The following is a 15434-nucleotide window of genomic DNA, read 5'->3' on the forward strand; positions in this document are numbered from 1 at the left end:
GATCTCGGCACCACCCACGGTCCCGTTGATCCCCGGGGCCGGAGTACGTCAGGGAACTACGACGCCTTCACCCGTCTCAGGCCGGGCTCAGCCAGAGTCCTGGTCGTCCTGCACGTCGTGCAAGGAGGGGGCGTAGGAGATCCCGACGATCAAGCCGTCCGCTGTGAGAAGTCTGGCCACCGTCTGACCCCACGGCTCGATTCGGGCTTGGTGCACCAACTCGAAGCCCGCACGCTGAAGCTCGGCACCGGCGGCTGCGACGGCTTCCGCGTTCGCCACCTCGAACTCGATCGACGCCTGTGGAATCACCCGGTCGGCGGGCCACTGGTCCGTGCCGAAGCATGCCTCGGCCGCCTGCGAGAGCGGCCACAGGCCGAAGTGCTTGCTGCCGGGGACGCTCCCGCTGGAGTAGTAGCCGTTGCCTTCCCCCTCCAGAGGGAGGCCAAGAACCTCGATGAACAGCTTGCGGCTCAGCGACGGGTCGGCGACCACCACCGCCACGCTCGTGATGAAGAGAACGTCCATGTCGGCACTCCCTGCTCCGACTGGGCTGCGGGGGCCGGAGATACAGCCTCGTCGACACCGCGTTCACCGGCCGGATCCCGCCACCTTATCCGCCAACGCCCTGGCCGCCGCCGAACAGACCCGCGGCAGCCTCGCCGGGGCGGTCATGCACACCAACCATGGGGCCCCAGTACACCAGCCGGGCATTCGCCCATGCCTGCCGCAGGGCCGGCGTCCTGCAGTCGATGAGCGCGATCGGCTCCAGCGCGGTGACCGGTCCGGGGCAGGCCGGAGCCTCCATCAGACCCGGAGCGATTCAACCGGCCGTGCCGGCCCGCCATGGCTGTTACGACGACGCTGGCCGCACGCACAGGAGCGGCCTTCCAGGTTCCGCAGGGCGGAACGCTGCGTGTGATCAACACGTACGGGACGCAGGTGGTCGACACCTGGGCCGTGGCGCGGCATGAGCCGCAGCACGGGCTGTCGATGGCGCACACGCGCGCCGTGCTCGGCCGTCTGATGGTGAAGGCCGGTGACGAGCTGGTCGACGACCGGCGCAGGCCCATCCTGCAAATCGCCGAGGACACCTCTCCGGGCGTGCACGACACCTTGATCCCGGCTTGTGACCCCGTCCGGTACCAGCAACTGGGACACGAAGGCTGCCACGACAACTGCAGCGACAACTACCATCGAGCCCTCGCCGAGTGCGGCCTCCCGGACCTCCTGACCCCGGTGCCCGCTTCGCTTAATTTGTTCATGAATGTGCCCATCGGCTCAGACGGCGGCATCGTCTTCGCCGCGCCGGTCAGCCGTCCGGGCGACTCGGTGCTCCTGCGGGCGCTCACGGATGTGGTGGTCGTGCTGTCCGCCTGTCCGCAGGACCTCGTCCCGGTCAACGGCGATCTCCAGCAGCCAAGGGACGCGGAGGTCCGAGTCACGAACGCCCCGGGCGAACAGGCAGAAGAGCCGTCATGACCCGAGAGCAGGCACTGGCGCCGCTCCCCATGCGGTCATCGCCGAGATCGTCCGCCAGTTGCCGGAGGAGGGGTGGGAGATCGCCCCGGAGGACCTGGCCCACATCTCCCCGTACCTGACCGACACATCAACCGGTTCGGCGAGTACGCCACGCACAAGCTGGGCATCCAGCGGGAGGCGTACAACCCGAAGCTGGACGTCGACTTCACCCCGCTGCGCGAACCGGATGGCGTGCATGGCTGTGAGCCCGTCGGCCCAGGATGGGCGGTTTGTCGTTGCAGGGCTGTGACGGGACAGGGGGATTGCTGTCGAGAACGGCCGAAAGGATGGCATGCACGGGACAGGCACGGCCTGCCCGTTTCCACGTCATCTGTCTTTCTGGGGGGATCGGTTTTGATGCGTTCCACTATGCCTCGCGCGATGGCTTCGGCCGCTATCGCGTTGTCCGCCGTGTTTCTGCTCGGCGCGTGCAGTGGTACCAGTACTGGATCTGGGGCTGGTTCGGTTCATGCGGGCGGTTCGGCTGCAGCGGCTCCGGGCGGGGCTCAGTCGGCCACGGCGGCTGCAGGCGATGGTCAGACTGTGACGGCTGCGTCTACGAAAATCACCGGCTGCCGGAACCTGGTCGCGACCCCGGCGGTCAAGACGGCGGTCACCCGCGCGTACACCAGGCACAACGCCCTTTTCCACCACATCAAGCCGCGCCCGGGCCAGTTCCTGTACGGACAGTGCGGGGACACGCGGTACGCCGCGACCGCCTTCGAACTCACCCCGGGCGCGACGCCCCAGGAGCAGGTCGGCATCCAGGACGACGGCAGCGCGCGCAAGTACTTCATCCTCCGGGGCAGCCAGCCCTGGGATTACAGCCACAGCGCCGCCCCGTTCAGCGGCGGCTGCGTCGGAATCCCCCGGGAGCTCTCCCAGCTGTGGGACAACTGCCCCTCGGAATGACGACTGACCACCGGACTGTCCGCGGCCGGCGGACCTCTTACTCCTTCTCATCACCAAAGAGCATGGTCTCCAGCGCGAGCAGGTCCGCCCGACTGAGCCAGTTGGCGGACCGGGACCGAGGGGGGCTCGGTCTGGACGGTCCCAATGGCCAGGACTGCATCGATTCCTGTCGGCGAGTGCATGGCCGCCGGGGAGGCCCAGTCGATCCATGCCGACGTCAAAGGCCCTTCAGGACACGATCAAGTGCGGACCGGCCTGCGGGCCCCCAGTTCGGCTTGCCGCCGGGCAGGCCGCGGTCCCCGTTCTGGCCCATCAACATCAGGAACAGGCTCTTCATCGCGGCCAGTCCGCGCCCGTCGCACCGCTGCCTCGTCCGCCTGTGCGTAGCTGTTGAAAGACCTCGAAGGCTCCCCTCCCTGAAGGGAGGGGGATTCGTCACCCTCCAGGGCTGGGCGGGGATGTACGGCTCAGACCGCCACCGGAGCCGGCGGCTCAGGTGGTCTTACGCCCTCGACACCGTCCGGGTTCCAACCCGCCCGGACCAACATCACACGGGCGGAGTTCTTGTCCCTGGGGGACACCGCCCCGCACACGGTGCAGGCATACGTTCTCATCGACAGAGGTAGCGCGTGCTTGGTTCTCGCTCCGCACCGCGCACAGTCCAACGTGGTGTGCGGTGCACGAGACGGACGTCCCGTACGTGCTTGCGGCCCATCTCGCACAGGACACGCTTCGTCGCGGCGATCGCGGCATCAGCCGCCTTGCGGGCCATGGTGGTCTTCGCGAGGAACGTCGGCCTGAAGTCCTCCACCGCCACCCCGTCATGGCCGCACATCACAGACTTGGCCCACTTGCGGCCGGTGTCCTCACGCTGCCGCGCGATCTTCTTGTGCAGCTTCGCTGCCCGTACCTGCGCCTTCCGGTAGCCCGCGGATGCCGGCTGTCCCTTCGGACGCCGGCGCCGGGCCAACATCCGCCGCTACCCCGCCAACCGCTGCGCGGCCCGCCTGCCGTGCCCGGCATGCGGGAGACCGTAGGCATCGTCGATGGTGGCGGCGCTCTCCTTCACACCCCAGCCCACCCCGAGCACGCACCCCGTACAGGCGAGCGGTTCACTCTGCGCGACAACGACAAAGGACACGTACCAACGTCCGAGCGCGTCCCGGTACACGCGCACACTCGACGGGTCGACCACAAGGCCCCGCGACCACACCACCGTCAGCACGATCCGGCCCGCAAGGTGCAGGCGACCGTCCCTGAGCCGGAAACCGCGCCTCGTGTAGTTGAGGCTGCACCGCGCCTTTCGCTTCTTCTTCCAGCGGGGCACCCGGCCCGCCGGGGCATCGGCACCCGGTCCTTGATGTCCTTCAGCGCTATCGCCCTCGACCTGGCGAAGTCCCGGATCACCTGCTGCTGCGGCACGCTTGCGCCCTCAGCCAGCCACGGCCTCACTCCGCGTGCCTCGGTCAGCATCTTGTCCAACTGCCCCGGACCACAGGTCAACTTCTCGCCACTCGCCCGGCCCTGCGCGTGCACCTGCTTGGACTTCGCGACGCACTCATTCCAGATCCACCGGCAGCGATCCCACTCCGCTTCAAGTGCCCGCCGGGCCGTCCTCGACAGGCGCACACGGAAGGTGTACCGGGCATGCCCGGCGTCCTACGTGGTCGCCTGTGTCGTCATGCATCCGAACCTACCCGAGAGGACTGACAGTTGAGAGCTCTCGATCATTGCGGGCGACATCACCGCCGTATGGGGTGGACACCGGATCGCCCTGACGGCGATCCGACCATCCCTGCTCCGCAGGAGTCCGATTCCTCCCCGGCCTGACGGCCGGGGCATCCTCGGAGGAACCCAGTGAAGAACCTCACCGACCGCGTGCGAGTGCTGGGCGAGGACCACCGGACACGCTGGCCTCCTGCAGTGGTCTCGCCTGCGCCTACGAGTCGGCGGGGGACCCGGGCCGGGCCATCCCCCTATTCGAGCAGGCCCTCATCGACGCCGAGCGGGTGCTGGGCGAGGACCACCCGGACACGCTGGCCTCGCGCAACAACCTTGCCTACGCCTACTACTTGGCGGGAGACCTGTACCGGGCCATCCCCCTGTTCGAGCAGACCCTCACCAACGCCGAGCGGGTGCTGGGCGAAGGGCATCCGATCACGGTGGCAGTCCGAGAGAATCCCACTGCGGCGATCGACCAGCGCGACGGCCCGCCGTAATCGCTATGTCTCATCGGCGACGGAGCCGCCTCACCGCGTCTCGGTGACTTTGGCCAGGGCCCGTGGCGCGTCGGGGTCCTGGCCCCGAGCCATCGTGACCTCGTACGCGAGCATCTGCAGCGGCAGGATCTGCAGGATCGGCTGAAGCTCCTCCGGCACGCCGGACGTCGGCAAAACGAACCCCGCGGAGGCCGCGTCGACCTCGTTCCGGTCACCGATGACGACCAGGTCGGCGCCGCGCTGACGCAGCCGGTCGAGAACCGGCTGCAGCGCTTCGCCGCCCCTGCCCTCGGAGACCACGGCGATGATCGGCGAGACGTTGTCGACCATGGCGAGCGGGCCGTGCAGCAGGTCCGCGCCCGAGAAGGCCAGCGCGGGGATGTAGCTGGTCTCCATGAGCTTGAGCGCGGCTTCCTTGGCTGTCGCGTACCCGTATCCGCGCGAGGTGAGGATCAGCCGCTCGGCGAATCGGTAGCGGGCGGCCAGCCGGGCGACCTCGTCCCACCGCGCGAGGATCTGCTCGGCGAGCTCGGGCAGCGCCTTGGCCGCCGCGCCATCACCGCCACGCAGCCGTTCGACGAAGAGGTACAGGGCCAGCAGCTCGGCGGTGTACGTCTTGGTGGCGGGCAGCGCCCGCTCCGGTCCGGCCTTGACGTCGATATGGAACTCGGCGGCCTCGTCCAGCGGCGAGCCGGGGTTGTTGGTCACCGCGAGGGTGATCGCGCCGGCCTCCCGTGCCGCCCGCGTGGAGGCCACCAGGTCGGGCGAGCCGCCGGACTGGCTGACGGTGATCACCAGGGTGTCGGTGAGGGCCTGACGCGCACCGTACGCCGTGGTGGTGGACATGGAGGTCAGCCCGGCCGGCTTGCCCAGCATCACCTCGACCAGGTACTTGGCGTACAGCGCCGCGTGGTCGGAGGTGCCGCGGGCGGTGAGCAGGACGAAGCGCGGGGCGCGTGCCTCGATCAGGTCGGCGATCCGATGGATCTCCGGCGCGCCCTGCTCCAAGAGGCGGCGCAGCACCGCGGGCTGCTCGGCCATCTCGGCGGACATCACACGGCCGGGGCGGTGCGGCTCGGAGCTGGCGGGTGTGGTCATGCGGCGGGGCTCCAGTCGGATGCGGGGTGCGAGGAGGCTGCGGCGTCGAGGGCGAGGATGACGGCGCCGGTGAGCGGCGCCGTCTCGGTGAAGTGCGCGGGCACCAGGGCCGGCGGGAAGGGCACGGCGCGGTCAAGGATGCGGCGCAGCCTCGGCAGGATGCGGTCGGCTGCGCGGGTCAGTCCGCCGCCGGCCGCGATGGTGTCCGGGTCGAGGGCGATCGCCAGGTTGGCGAGATGCACACCGAGGGTGTCCAGGGCATCGTCGACCAGTTCCGCCACGGCTGGGATGTGCTCGGCGAGGGCGAAGACCTCGGCGGTGGTCACGGCGCGGCCCAGCAGCGCGGAACCCCGGTCGGCGAGTGCCCGACCGGAGATGTGCTCCTCCAGGGGCGCGCGGCCGCCGCCGGCGCTCCGGATGTCGGCGGTGCTCAGCAACTGGGAGCCGATCTCCCCAGCGGCCTGGTGCGCGCCGCGCAGCACGCGGCCGCCGACGACGGTGGCGGCGGACAGGCCGGTGCCCACGTTGAGGAAGATGCCGCAAGCCGATCTGGCCAGGGCGCCCCAGCGGGCCTCGGCCAGGGCCGCGGCCTTGACGTCGGTCTCCACCGCGACGGTGGTGATGCCGAAGGCGGTGCCCAGCGTGGCGGCCAGGGCGAGCCGCTCCCAGCCCGGGTTGTTGGGCGCCAGCAGGATCCGGTCGTCCAGCACGATGCCGGGGGAAGCGGCGGCGACGGCACGCAGCGGGCCGTAGCCGTCGGCCTCGGTGCGGGCGATCAGCTCGCGTCCGGCTTCGGCGGCCCGTCGCATGACCTGGTCGGCCCCCTGGTCGGCGAGGGTGGGGATGGCGGCGCGGTGCAGCACGCTGCCGTCCGGGGCGGCTGCGGCGAGCGCGGTCTTGGTGCCGCCGAGGTCGATTGCAAGGACGTGGTACGGGGCCGGGCCGCCCCCGGCCTGGGGGGCGGCGGGGGCGGCTCCGGTGGTGCTGGTGGTCATGCGGGGAGCCGCTCCTTGCCGGCGTCGAGAGCGGCCGCGGCGTACTGCTCGTGGATCTCCTTGTCGCCGAAGGGCCAGACGCGCTCCTTGCGGGCCCAGAGCGTGAACGCGAGCCCACCGAGGGCAACCCAGGCCAGCGACCACTCGATGGGGTGCCGGCCGGGGGCGTTGTGATCGGCGCACACGTAGATGTAGATCCAGCCGGCGAAGGCCAGCACGCTGGGCAGCGGGTAGAGCCACATCCGGTACGGGCGGCGCAAGTGCGGCTGGCGCTTGCGCAGGACGGTGAGCGCGACGATTTGGGACAGCGTCTGCACCAGCACCATCACGGCGGTGAGCAGCTGGATCAGGGTTCCCATGTCGGTGTGGCGGCCGATCATGAAGCCCACGGCGGTGATGACGCCCATGGTGATCAGGCCGACGGTGGGGAAGCCGTGCTTGGGGTGCAGCCGGGCGAAGGAGCGGAAGAAGACGCCGTCCCGTGCCGCGTCGAAGGGCACCCGCGAGCCGGCCAGCAGACCGGCCAGGACCGAGGCGAAGGCGGTGATGAGGATCAGTGTCGTGACGGCCTCGGCCGGGCCGCGGCCCCAGGCGTGCTCCAGAATGACCGACGCCATCGACTGGTAGACGGCCGAGTGGGGGTCGAGCATCCGGTGCCAGTCGACCGCGCCGAGCACGCCCACCTGCAGCACCAGGTAGATCGCCATCACGCCGAAGACGGCGGTGACGGTGGAGCGCGGCAGGGTGCGTCCCGGGTTCTTCAGCTCGCTGCCGAGGTAGGCGGCGGTGTTGTAGCCGAGATAGTCGTAGACGCCCACCGCGAGGCCGGCGCCGAAGCCGGTCCAGAACTTGCCGCCCATCAGGTTGAAGGCGCCGTGGGGGTAGGTGAAGGCGTAGGCGGCGTGGAAGTGCGAGTACGCGGCGATCACCACGAGGAGCGCGGCGAGCAGCATGATGCCCCACATGATGGTGGCGAGCCGGGCGGCAGAGTCGATCCGCCGCCAGAGCAGCAGCACGATCAGCGCGATCAGCGCGAGTCCGATCAGGTCGCCGGAGGTCTGGCCCATCGACGGCCACAGGTAGCCGAGGTACTGGACGAGACCGACGATGCCGGTGGACATGATCAGCGGGATGAAGAGGATCGCCGTCCACACGAAGAGGAACGGCATCAGCTTGCCGCTGCGGTACTGGAAGGCTTCCCGCAGGTAGACGTACGTGCCGCCGGCTCCGGGCATGGCGGCGCCGAGCTCTGCCCACACCAGGCCGTCGAACAGGGCGAGCAGCGCGCCGGCTATCCAGCCGACGACGGCCTGCGGGCCGCCGAACGCGGCCACCATGAGCGGGATGGTGATGAACGGCCCGACGCCGACCATCTGGCTCATGTTCAACGCGGTGGCCTGGAGCAGGCCGATCCGGCGGGCCAGGCCGCCGGATGAAGTGGGAGTCGACACGAGGCTGCGCCTTTGCGGTGGGAGCGGGTTCAGGGGCTCGGCAAATGTAAGGCGTCCTTCCTAACAAAAGCAATATGCTGGTGGGAGAGCTCACTCCGGCACCGACCTGGCAGGATGGCGCCCATGCCGACGACGACAATGGACAGCCCGGACACGCCTCCCTTCAGCACGGTCATGCGCGGACCGGGCAGCATGCGGCAGGCGAATGAGTGGGTCGTCCTGGAGCACCTGCAGCGGCGGGCGCCTGCGTCGGCCTCTCAACTGTCGTCCGACACCGGACTGTCCCGGCCCACCGTCAACCTCGCCATCGCCCGGCTCGAGGCCGCCGGACTCGTACGCCAGACCGGGCTGCGCACCGGCCAGGCCGGCCGCGCCGCCCGGCTGTGGGAACCGGACGTGGACGCGGGGCGGGTGATCAGCGTTCACGTCGGGTCACGCTGGATCAAGTGCGCCCTCGCCGACCTGGGCGGGACCGTCACCGACCGGCGGCAGGAGCCGTCCCGGACCCGGAACGCGACCGAACTCGTCCACCAGCTCGCGCACCTGGTCACCGAGCTCCTCGACGACAACGGCGTCTCCCGGAACGACGTGTACAGCATCGTCATCGGCAGCCCGGGCATCTACGACCCGGCGTCCCGCCGGATGCGACACGCGGCAAACCTACCCGGCTGGGACCGCCCCGCCGTCGTCGAACTGCTCGCCGAAGAACTCGGCGACCGGGTCCGGTTCGAGAACGACGTCGACCTGGCGGCGCTCGGCGAGCAGGCCGCAGGAATCGGCTGCGGCGTCGACGACTTTGTCTTCTTCTCCGTCGGTACCGGCATCGGCCTGGGCGCGATCACCGGCGGCCGACTCCACCGCGGGGCGCGCGGTGCGGCCGGCGAGATCGCCTTCCTGCTGGTCGGCGACGACTCCGTCGACCCGGACGGCGCGGTCCGCGAGCGCGGCATGTTCGAGAGTGCTGCGGCGACCGACGCCATCGCCACCGCCGCCCGGCAAGCGGGACTGGGTGCGGACTGGTCGCCCGAGCAGGTCTTCCAGGCCGCGCAGACCGGAAATCCCGCCGCCGCAGCGATCGTGGAGCGGCAGGTCGGTCTTCTCGCGCGGGCCCTGGTCCCGGTCATCGCCCTGCTCGACCCGCAACTGGTCGTGCTGGGCGGCAGCGCCCTCGGCCGCCACGCGGCGTCCCTCATCGAGCCCCTCAGGCTCCGGCTCGCCGCACTCATACCCCTGCCGCTGCCCGAACTCGCGGCGTCGGCACTGGACGGGGACGCGACCGTCATCGGTGGAATCGCCCAAGCAGTCACCATTGCATGGCAGCGGGCGTACACCCTCTCGCAGCAGTGACGCCGGGCGCCGCAGGGACGGGCGCAGGACGACAGCGGAGAAGGGCAACGCAGGTCGGCTCGCCGCCGAAGCGTATACGGGTGTGACACCGGACGTCAGGGACGTCACCGGCACGTGCCAACTCATCGTCCGCTCGTTCTGTGATCCCTCCCGCCAGTGTCGGCGGCATCGGGATACACCACAGGCAGTCGTGCATGGTCGAGGTTTTCCACCACCACCGACGGCTGCCGGTGGTCCTCGGAACGGCTCACGGAAACACTCGCCCACAGCCACCCACCGCAGCACCGCCCGGTGGAGTCGGAATGCCACCTCAGACACAGCGGTTACTCGAAACATGCCTGGAGCGGGGCTGCAACGACCAAGGGATAACCGGCCATGGCCCTTTCCGTCTTTCTCGCCGTGCTTGCAGCATGCAGTAACGCGTTGGGAACAGTTCTGCAGCGGCAAGCGGCGCTGACGGTCCCGGCCTCGACGTCCCTACGCTTCGGCCTGATCCTCGACATATTGCGGACCCCCGTGTGGCTCGCGGGCATCGCCGGCGTCACCGCCTCCGCGATCCTGCAGGCGCTGGCCCTGGCCTCCGGCTCACTCGCCATGGTCCAGCCGGTCTTCATCCTCGAACTGCCGCCGGCCCTCGTGATCGGCGGCGCGGTCTTCCACGTGTGCCGCTCTCGCAAGGCCTGGTCCTCGGTGGCCTGCATCGCCGCGGGACTGACCGTCTTCCTGTTCTCCCTGGCACCTTCCGGTGGCAGGGACGCAGTATCCGGCCTCCGATGGGTGCCCACGCTGTTGATTGTCGGCGGCATCGCCACGGCACTCGTGCTCGCCGCCACGCGAAGACCTCTGGGCATGGGACGAGCGTCCTGCCTGGCTACCGGAGCCGCCCTCGGCAACGCCCTCACCGCCGCGCTCATGAAATCGGCAATGGCGATCCTGGGCTCTCAGGGCCTTGAGGCCTTCCTCCGGTCATGGCAGACCTACGGCTTCGCGGTGATCGGCGCCACCTCCCTGTTCCTGCTGGGCGGTGCCATGCAGGCCGGTCCCCTCATCGCCTCCCAGCCCGCGCTGACGCTGACCGACGCCGTGACCGGTGTCGCACTGGGCGTCACGATCTACGGGGAGAAGCCTCGTACGGGATTGTGGCTGGTGTCGGCCCTGACCGGATTCGCCGTGCTCACCTACGGGGTCCTCACACTGTCCCGCACACGGTGCCTGGCGAACTGCCTGAACGTGGAAGAAGAGCAGCCCAATCCCGTGGAACACGCCGCGGCCTAGGAACCGGAACCTTCTTGCCGCCCGGAGCCGCTCCCCGGTCCCGGTCAACCTCGGCCAGCCCCTCGCGTCGGCGCAGGCAGTCTTTGCACTCCCCTGCATGTGTCCGATCAGCCCTCCAAGTGATCAGCCCTCCAAGTACCAGACAGGGTGAGAGTCGCCCGGATCCTCGGCCGCCTCCGCGGCCGGTTCCTGCAAGATGGATCTAGCGCCGCATCAAGCAACGTTCGCCCCGTCTTGCCGGACGGGTCGAGGACAGGGAACTGTTGGATGTGGTCCGCGATCACGGGCGTCGAGAACTCCATGATCTTGGAAGCCCGCGCCTGTCATGTTCCCAGAACTCCGTCGAACTGACAGATCGTCACGAATCGGCGTCAAGCGAATTCAGCGAAGCCCTGGCTGCCCGCCCAACGACGAACACCCGCCCTTCCGTGCTGGAAGGACGGGGGTTTGCGGAGGTCACGGGGTCGAAACGGCGCTGCGGGGTGATCGGCGATCCACGTCCATGTGGTCCACTGCGGTGTCACGTGCCCGTGGCCGGGCGTTTTCACGCCCGGCCACGGGCACGTCATCCGCTCGCGGCATCCTCGGCCTCCCAGCGCAGAAGTTCGCCCGGCTGGCACTCGAGCACCTCGCAGAGCGCGGCGAGCGTCGCGAAGCGCACCGCCTTGGCGCGGCCCAGGTGCCCGCGGGGCCGCCGCCGACCACGAGCACGTCGGTGGACAGGGTCTGTTCGGTATCGGTACTCGTCATGGCATGCGTTCCTCCCCGGGACAGGGATCAGGGCTTGAGGCGGCCGGTGGCGAACATGGCAGCGGACCACGCCGAGAGCGCGGCGGCGAGGGCCCAGACCACGAGCAGGGGCCAGCCCGCGCCGACGTCGCCCTGGCCGAGGAAGCCGATCCGCTCGACCTGGACCAGCCAGAACACCGGGTCGAGGTGACTCAGGACATCCCAGACCGGTGGCAGCTGCCGTACCGAGTAGAAGACGCCGCCGAGGAAGCCCAGCGACAGCAGAACGATCGACTCCATGGAGTAGACGTGGTCGAGCGACCTGGCGAGGCTGCCCGCGATCACGCCCACCTGTGCGGCGACCAAGAGCACACCGAGCGTGCCGAACAGCAGCACGAGCGGGCGGGCGACGCTCCCGCCGCCGGTGAGCGGGAGAGCCACCGCCAGCACTCCCCCACCCACGACGGCGCCTCTGACGACACCACCGCTCACCAGTGCCGCGTTGATCTCCCGCCAGCGCAGCGGACTCGCGAACACGTCGTGGATGTACCGGTCGCGCCGGGCCTCGAACAGGCTGGTCGTCCCATTGAAGAAGCCGACGTTGACGATTGCCTGGGCGAAGAGGCCGGGCACGATGAAGCGGCCGTAGGAGACGCCGCCGATCGTGTCGACGTGCCGTCCGAGAGCCGACCCGAACGCGACGACGAACCGTACGGTCGACAGCACCGGACCGAGGACGCTGTAGCGCCAGATGGTCAGGAACCGCAGGACCTCGCGCTCGAAGAGCCACACGAACGGCGGCCGTTCGGACCTGAAGGGCTCGTCGGGCGACGGGTGAGCCGGCGGGGCGTCGGTGCTGCTCGTCACGCCACCTCCTCCCCGGTGATCACCCGGTCCGCCCGCGGGTTGCTGCGCGGGAGCCGCCACGCCGCCTCGTGGTGGCCGGCTTCCATGAGGAAGGCGTTGAGGTGAAGCGCCGCTCACCGGGATGGTCAACGTCGCCGGGAATGACGCCGTCCCGCCACAGGTCCCAGCCCGGACGCCCTTCGCGGATCTGCGCTGCGGTCAGGCCCTCATAGCCGCCGTAATCCCACTCCACCAGGTCAGGATCGGGCCTGACGCCGGCCAATCCCGCCAGCTCGGCCGTCCGCATGGAGCGGCTCAGCGGACTACTGAACACGCCGACCAGCGGGCGTCGGGCCAACCTCGAAGCGAGCGCCTTGGCCGATGCCTCACCCGCGTCAGTCAGCGCAATGTCAGTGCGCCCCGCGTGCTGGCCCGACAGGCTCCACTCAGTCTGGCCGTGCCTGATCAATATCAGCTCCCCCCGAGCGAGCACGCTATCTGATCGTGGAACACGGTGGGCCCGATGGCCCGCCTCCGCTCCCGCCATCTACCGCCACCAACTGGCCGAATAAGATGGCCTGTTAGCGGCCCACTCGAAGGAGGCGCCCCTTCCTTGACCTGCGGCTTTGAGGATCTCTCGCCGGTCAGCGAGCCAGTCGTCCAAGTTCTGCACAGGCCGTCCTCCGCACGCTCCCGGACCCGGTGCAAGGGATATTGACGCAAGCAGCACAAAGGGCCCCAGTCTCGCACTGCACTGCGGAAGTGCAGAACGACTCAACCCGCTTACCGGGCCAGAGGCATGAGTCGTTCCAGCTCAGGCGGCCTCGCTGTCAGCGCCCGCAGGGTGACGGCTCGACGGGCACCGCGCCCCGCGCCTTACGGGTGCTGGGCCGTGCCCGCCGCAGGCTGCTGCGTCCCGCAGTACCGGCACGTGCCGGCTGCGGCGGGAACGTCCTCGGAAAGGCAGGCGGGGCACGTCTTCACCGCACCGGGCTCCTTGAAGGCGGCCACGCCGCGCCGGGCCTGGAACTTCTTGTACGGCACGACGATCAGGAAGTAGACGACGGCCATGAAGATGATGAAGTAGATGACCGCCGAGATGAACGACCCGATGTCGAGGAAAGTCGCCTTGTTCCCGGGCCGCCCCAGCTGCCACCCGAGCCCGAAGGTCCGGCCCCCTTGCGCCCGCGCGATGATCGGATTGATCACATTGTCCGTGAACGATTTGATGAGGGTGTTGAATGCCAGCGCGACAATCAGCCCGACCGCCACGACGACAATGTCGCCCCGCATCAGGAAATTCTTTAATCCCCTGAGCATCTTGTCTCTCCGCGTTGGCACCGATTCAACTGATTGGTCAACAGAACGCTAATGACCCTGCGCGCTGTGCGGGGGTGTGACGCGCGGGAATCGCGGCATCCGGATCTCCTTCACCCGCTCACTGCGCGTCGTGCGCCGCCAGGTCACCGACCAGGCGGCGTTTCCCCCGGCACACTCGCACACGCGGTCAAAGCAGCCCACGCTGAACTCCTCGAACGCCTCCTGCCGCCCCGACGCCGCCGGGCCAACCCCCGCGTCATCAAACGCAAAGTCGCCAACTGTCCCTCAAACGCGCCGTCCACCACGTTCCGGACCGTTCACGCGTTCCGGCCCTCACCATCGTCGCAGCACCGAACCCAAACGGGGTAAGCGGACACCCTAAGTTACCGGCATTGAGGCTAGGTGTCGTCGGCCACATGCGGGGCGACCAGCTCAAACAGCGCCGCACCCACAGGAGAAGCCGGGAGACCCGATTGGCAGGCTCTGCCGCTCTGCCGCGGAATGGCGCAGGCTGGCAGGTGGACATTCATCAAGGGAGCCGAATAGGAATTGTGCGAAGCCTCTTCGAGTGAAAAACCAGAGCAAGGCGGCCCGACTGGCGGTTCGCTGGTTGTTGGGCGGGGCTCGAAACCATACGTTCAGCTCCAGCGCACAGCGGCGGCGCCCGTGCACAGAGTTCGTCCACACCTGTCACAGACCACGAAGCCGAGAGGGAACAGTCATGCGCCTGATCCGCTGTGCTCTCGCTGCTGCAATGGTGGCGACTTTCGCCTCAGCCATCGGCCTGCCCCTCTTCTTCACGGACTGGATGCACCAGAGTTCCGATGCAACGCGGGTTCGCATGGTCAGCGCCCACCGCATCTCGCGGAGCAAAGCCGAATCGCCCCAGCCACCCTTGACGAATCCGGGTTGGCAGAAATCAACGCCCCCCTGTTACAGCTACGGCGGCCCTTACTGCGGCTGGGTGGGGACATATTGGGGCGGCTGCGACGAGGAGTGGGGCCTGAGCTTCGGATTCAAAAGTCCTGATTGGATTTGCCCCCACGACCCCCGCCCGAGCCCCTCGGGCACAGCCAGTCCCTCAGACACGTCGGCCTCCGCCAAAAGCAGCAGTTCCTCGGCCACACTCAGTCGCTTAGCCAGGCCCAACCGCTTGGCCGGGCCCAATCGCTCGGCCCCCTCCAGCTCCACGGCCACATCAAGCCGCCTGGGCCACACCCGCCACCGCCAGGAGCAGAAGTTCCTCCTGACCAGTCCCGCCGAGAGACCTCCGGCGACCAGCAGCAGCGGCGGTGCGCACCCGCCGGTGGCGGTCGAGCCGCAGGCGTTGCCGGGGGAAGAAGACCTGCTCGGCTCTCGCCTCGATCTCCACACCGAGGTCGGCAGGCCGGCACCGGGCCGTGACAGCCAGGCAGACTGCACGGCGAGTCTTCTTCAGGCCGCGATTCCAGCCACGGAGGAATCCGTCTTCGCCTGCGACGGCCGCGTGGGCGGCTGGACGGAGCAGCGCGGATGCGGCGCCGACCCGGTGTGGTCGGCCCGGCCGCCTGCCCGGAGGTCGGCCGATCGTCAACGTCTACAACTGGGGTGGCAGTACATCAGGCTCGTGATACGACGTGATGTCAGGGACTAAGACATCGTTTCCTATGGCTGTCGGCAGGCAGTTGACAGACGAGACCGGAGCGATGTCAGAGTCTGCAGTTAGGGTTCGCGTCCATGGGCAT

The 15434-nt window shown here is 69.0% G+C and carries 11 protein-coding genes and 4 pseudogenes; 5 read left to right on the forward strand and 10 right to left on the reverse strand.

Going from position 1 to position 15434, the window contains the following annotated elements:
- Nucleotides 1-87: 87 nt before the first annotated feature.
- Complete coding sequence (locus tag ACWCQS_RS43150) at nt 88-525, reverse strand: glyoxalase (RefSeq protein ID WP_451009587.1); 438 nt, start codon at nt 523-525, stop codon at nt 88-90.
- A 318-nt stretch (nt 526-843) separates the two neighbouring features.
- On the opposite strand from ACWCQS_RS43150, the gene ACWCQS_RS43155 reads away from it, so the two are divergent.
- The gene (locus ACWCQS_RS43155) at nt 844-1479 is read left to right on the forward strand and encodes a DUF1989 domain-containing protein (protein WP_451009588.1); all 636 of its coding nucleotides are present in this window, start codon (nt 844-846) and stop codon (nt 1477-1479) included.
- Nucleotides 1480-2061: 582 nt separating this feature from the next.
- Entirely contained in the window at nt 2062-2430 is a 369-nt protein-coding gene (locus ACWCQS_RS43160) for a hypothetical protein (RefSeq protein ID WP_451009589.1), read from the forward strand.
- Between the two features lie 217 nt (nt 2431-2647).
- Here the strand turns inward: ACWCQS_RS43160 and ACWCQS_RS43165 are convergent.
- Both ACWCQS_RS43165 and ACWCQS_RS43170 read right to left on the reverse strand, forming a co-directional pair.
- Nucleotides 2648-2852: pseudogene (locus tag ACWCQS_RS43165) on the reverse strand (aminoglycoside phosphotransferase); the annotation flags it as partial.
- Between the two features lie 45 nt (nt 2853-2897).
- Nucleotides 2898-3903, reverse strand: a pseudogene (locus ACWCQS_RS43170) (RNA-guided endonuclease InsQ/TnpB family protein).
- A 437-nt stretch (nt 3904-4340) separates the two neighbouring features.
- On the opposite strand from ACWCQS_RS43170, the gene ACWCQS_RS43175 reads away from it, so the two are divergent.
- Nucleotides 4341-4649, forward strand: a complete 309-nt coding sequence (locus ACWCQS_RS43175; protein ID WP_451009598.1) for a tetratricopeptide repeat protein — start codon at nt 4341-4343, stop codon at nt 4647-4649.
- Between the two features lie 30 nt (nt 4650-4679).
- On the opposite strand, the gene ACWCQS_RS43180 is transcribed toward ACWCQS_RS43175, so the two are convergent.
- Genes ACWCQS_RS43180 through ACWCQS_RS43190 form a run of 3 tightly spaced genes read right to left on the reverse strand, consistent with a single transcriptional unit; the run spans nt 4680 to nt 8115 of the window.
- Nucleotides 4680-5747 carry an SIS domain-containing protein gene (locus ACWCQS_RS43180; RefSeq protein WP_451009590.1) on the reverse strand — a complete coding sequence of 356 codons (1068 nt, stop codon included), beginning with the start codon at nt 5745-5747 and terminating at the stop codon, nt 4680-4682.
- Nucleotides 5744-6742: an ROK family protein gene (locus ACWCQS_RS43185; RefSeq protein WP_451009591.1), complete on the reverse strand. Its 999-nt coding sequence runs from the start codon at nt 6740-6742 to the stop codon at nt 5744-5746. The genes ACWCQS_RS43180 and ACWCQS_RS43185 overlap by 4 nt, the downstream gene beginning before the upstream one ends.
- Nucleotides 6739-8115 (reverse strand): APC family permease, encoded by a 1377-nt coding sequence (locus ACWCQS_RS43190; protein WP_451009599.1) that lies wholly within the window; start codon nt 8113-8115, stop codon nt 6739-6741. The genes ACWCQS_RS43185 and ACWCQS_RS43190 overlap by 4 nt, the downstream gene beginning before the upstream one ends.
- 201 nt (nt 8116-8316) lie before the next feature.
- Here ACWCQS_RS43190 and ACWCQS_RS43195 point away from each other — a divergent pair, with 201 nt between their 5' ends.
- Nucleotides 8317-9540, forward strand: a complete 1224-nt coding sequence (locus ACWCQS_RS43195) for an ROK family protein (RefSeq protein ID WP_451009592.1) — start codon at nt 8317-8319, stop codon at nt 9538-9540.
- 375 nt (nt 9541-9915) lie between these two features.
- Nucleotides 9916-10815, forward strand: coding sequence for a DMT family transporter (locus ACWCQS_RS43200; protein WP_451009593.1), 900 nt, complete (start codon nt 9916-9918; stop codon nt 10813-10815).
- A 565-nt stretch (nt 10816-11380) separates the two neighbouring features.
- Here the strand turns inward: ACWCQS_RS43200 and ACWCQS_RS43205 are convergent.
- From ACWCQS_RS43205 to ACWCQS_RS43220, 4 genes and pseudogenes are all read right to left on the reverse strand, one after another.
- Nucleotides 11381-11491: pseudogene (locus ACWCQS_RS43205) on the reverse strand (helix-turn-helix domain-containing protein); the annotation flags it as partial.
- A 101-nt stretch (nt 11492-11592) separates the two neighbouring features.
- Nucleotides 11593-12411, reverse strand: a complete 819-nt coding sequence (locus ACWCQS_RS43210) for an ABC transporter permease (protein ID WP_451009594.1) — start codon at nt 12409-12411, stop codon at nt 11593-11595.
- A 112-nt stretch (nt 12412-12523) separates the two neighbouring features.
- A pseudogene (locus tag ACWCQS_RS43215) lies at nt 12524-12883 on the reverse strand (histidine phosphatase family protein); the annotation flags it as partial.
- Between the two features lie 383 nt (nt 12884-13266).
- A complete protein-coding gene (locus ACWCQS_RS43220) occupies nt 13267-13710 on the reverse strand; it encodes a large conductance mechanosensitive channel protein MscL (RefSeq protein ID WP_451009600.1) in 444 nt (147 codons plus the stop codon).
- Nucleotides 13711-15434 lie beyond the last annotated feature (1724 nt).

This window comes from Streptomyces sp. NPDC002076 (assembly GCF_053593835.1).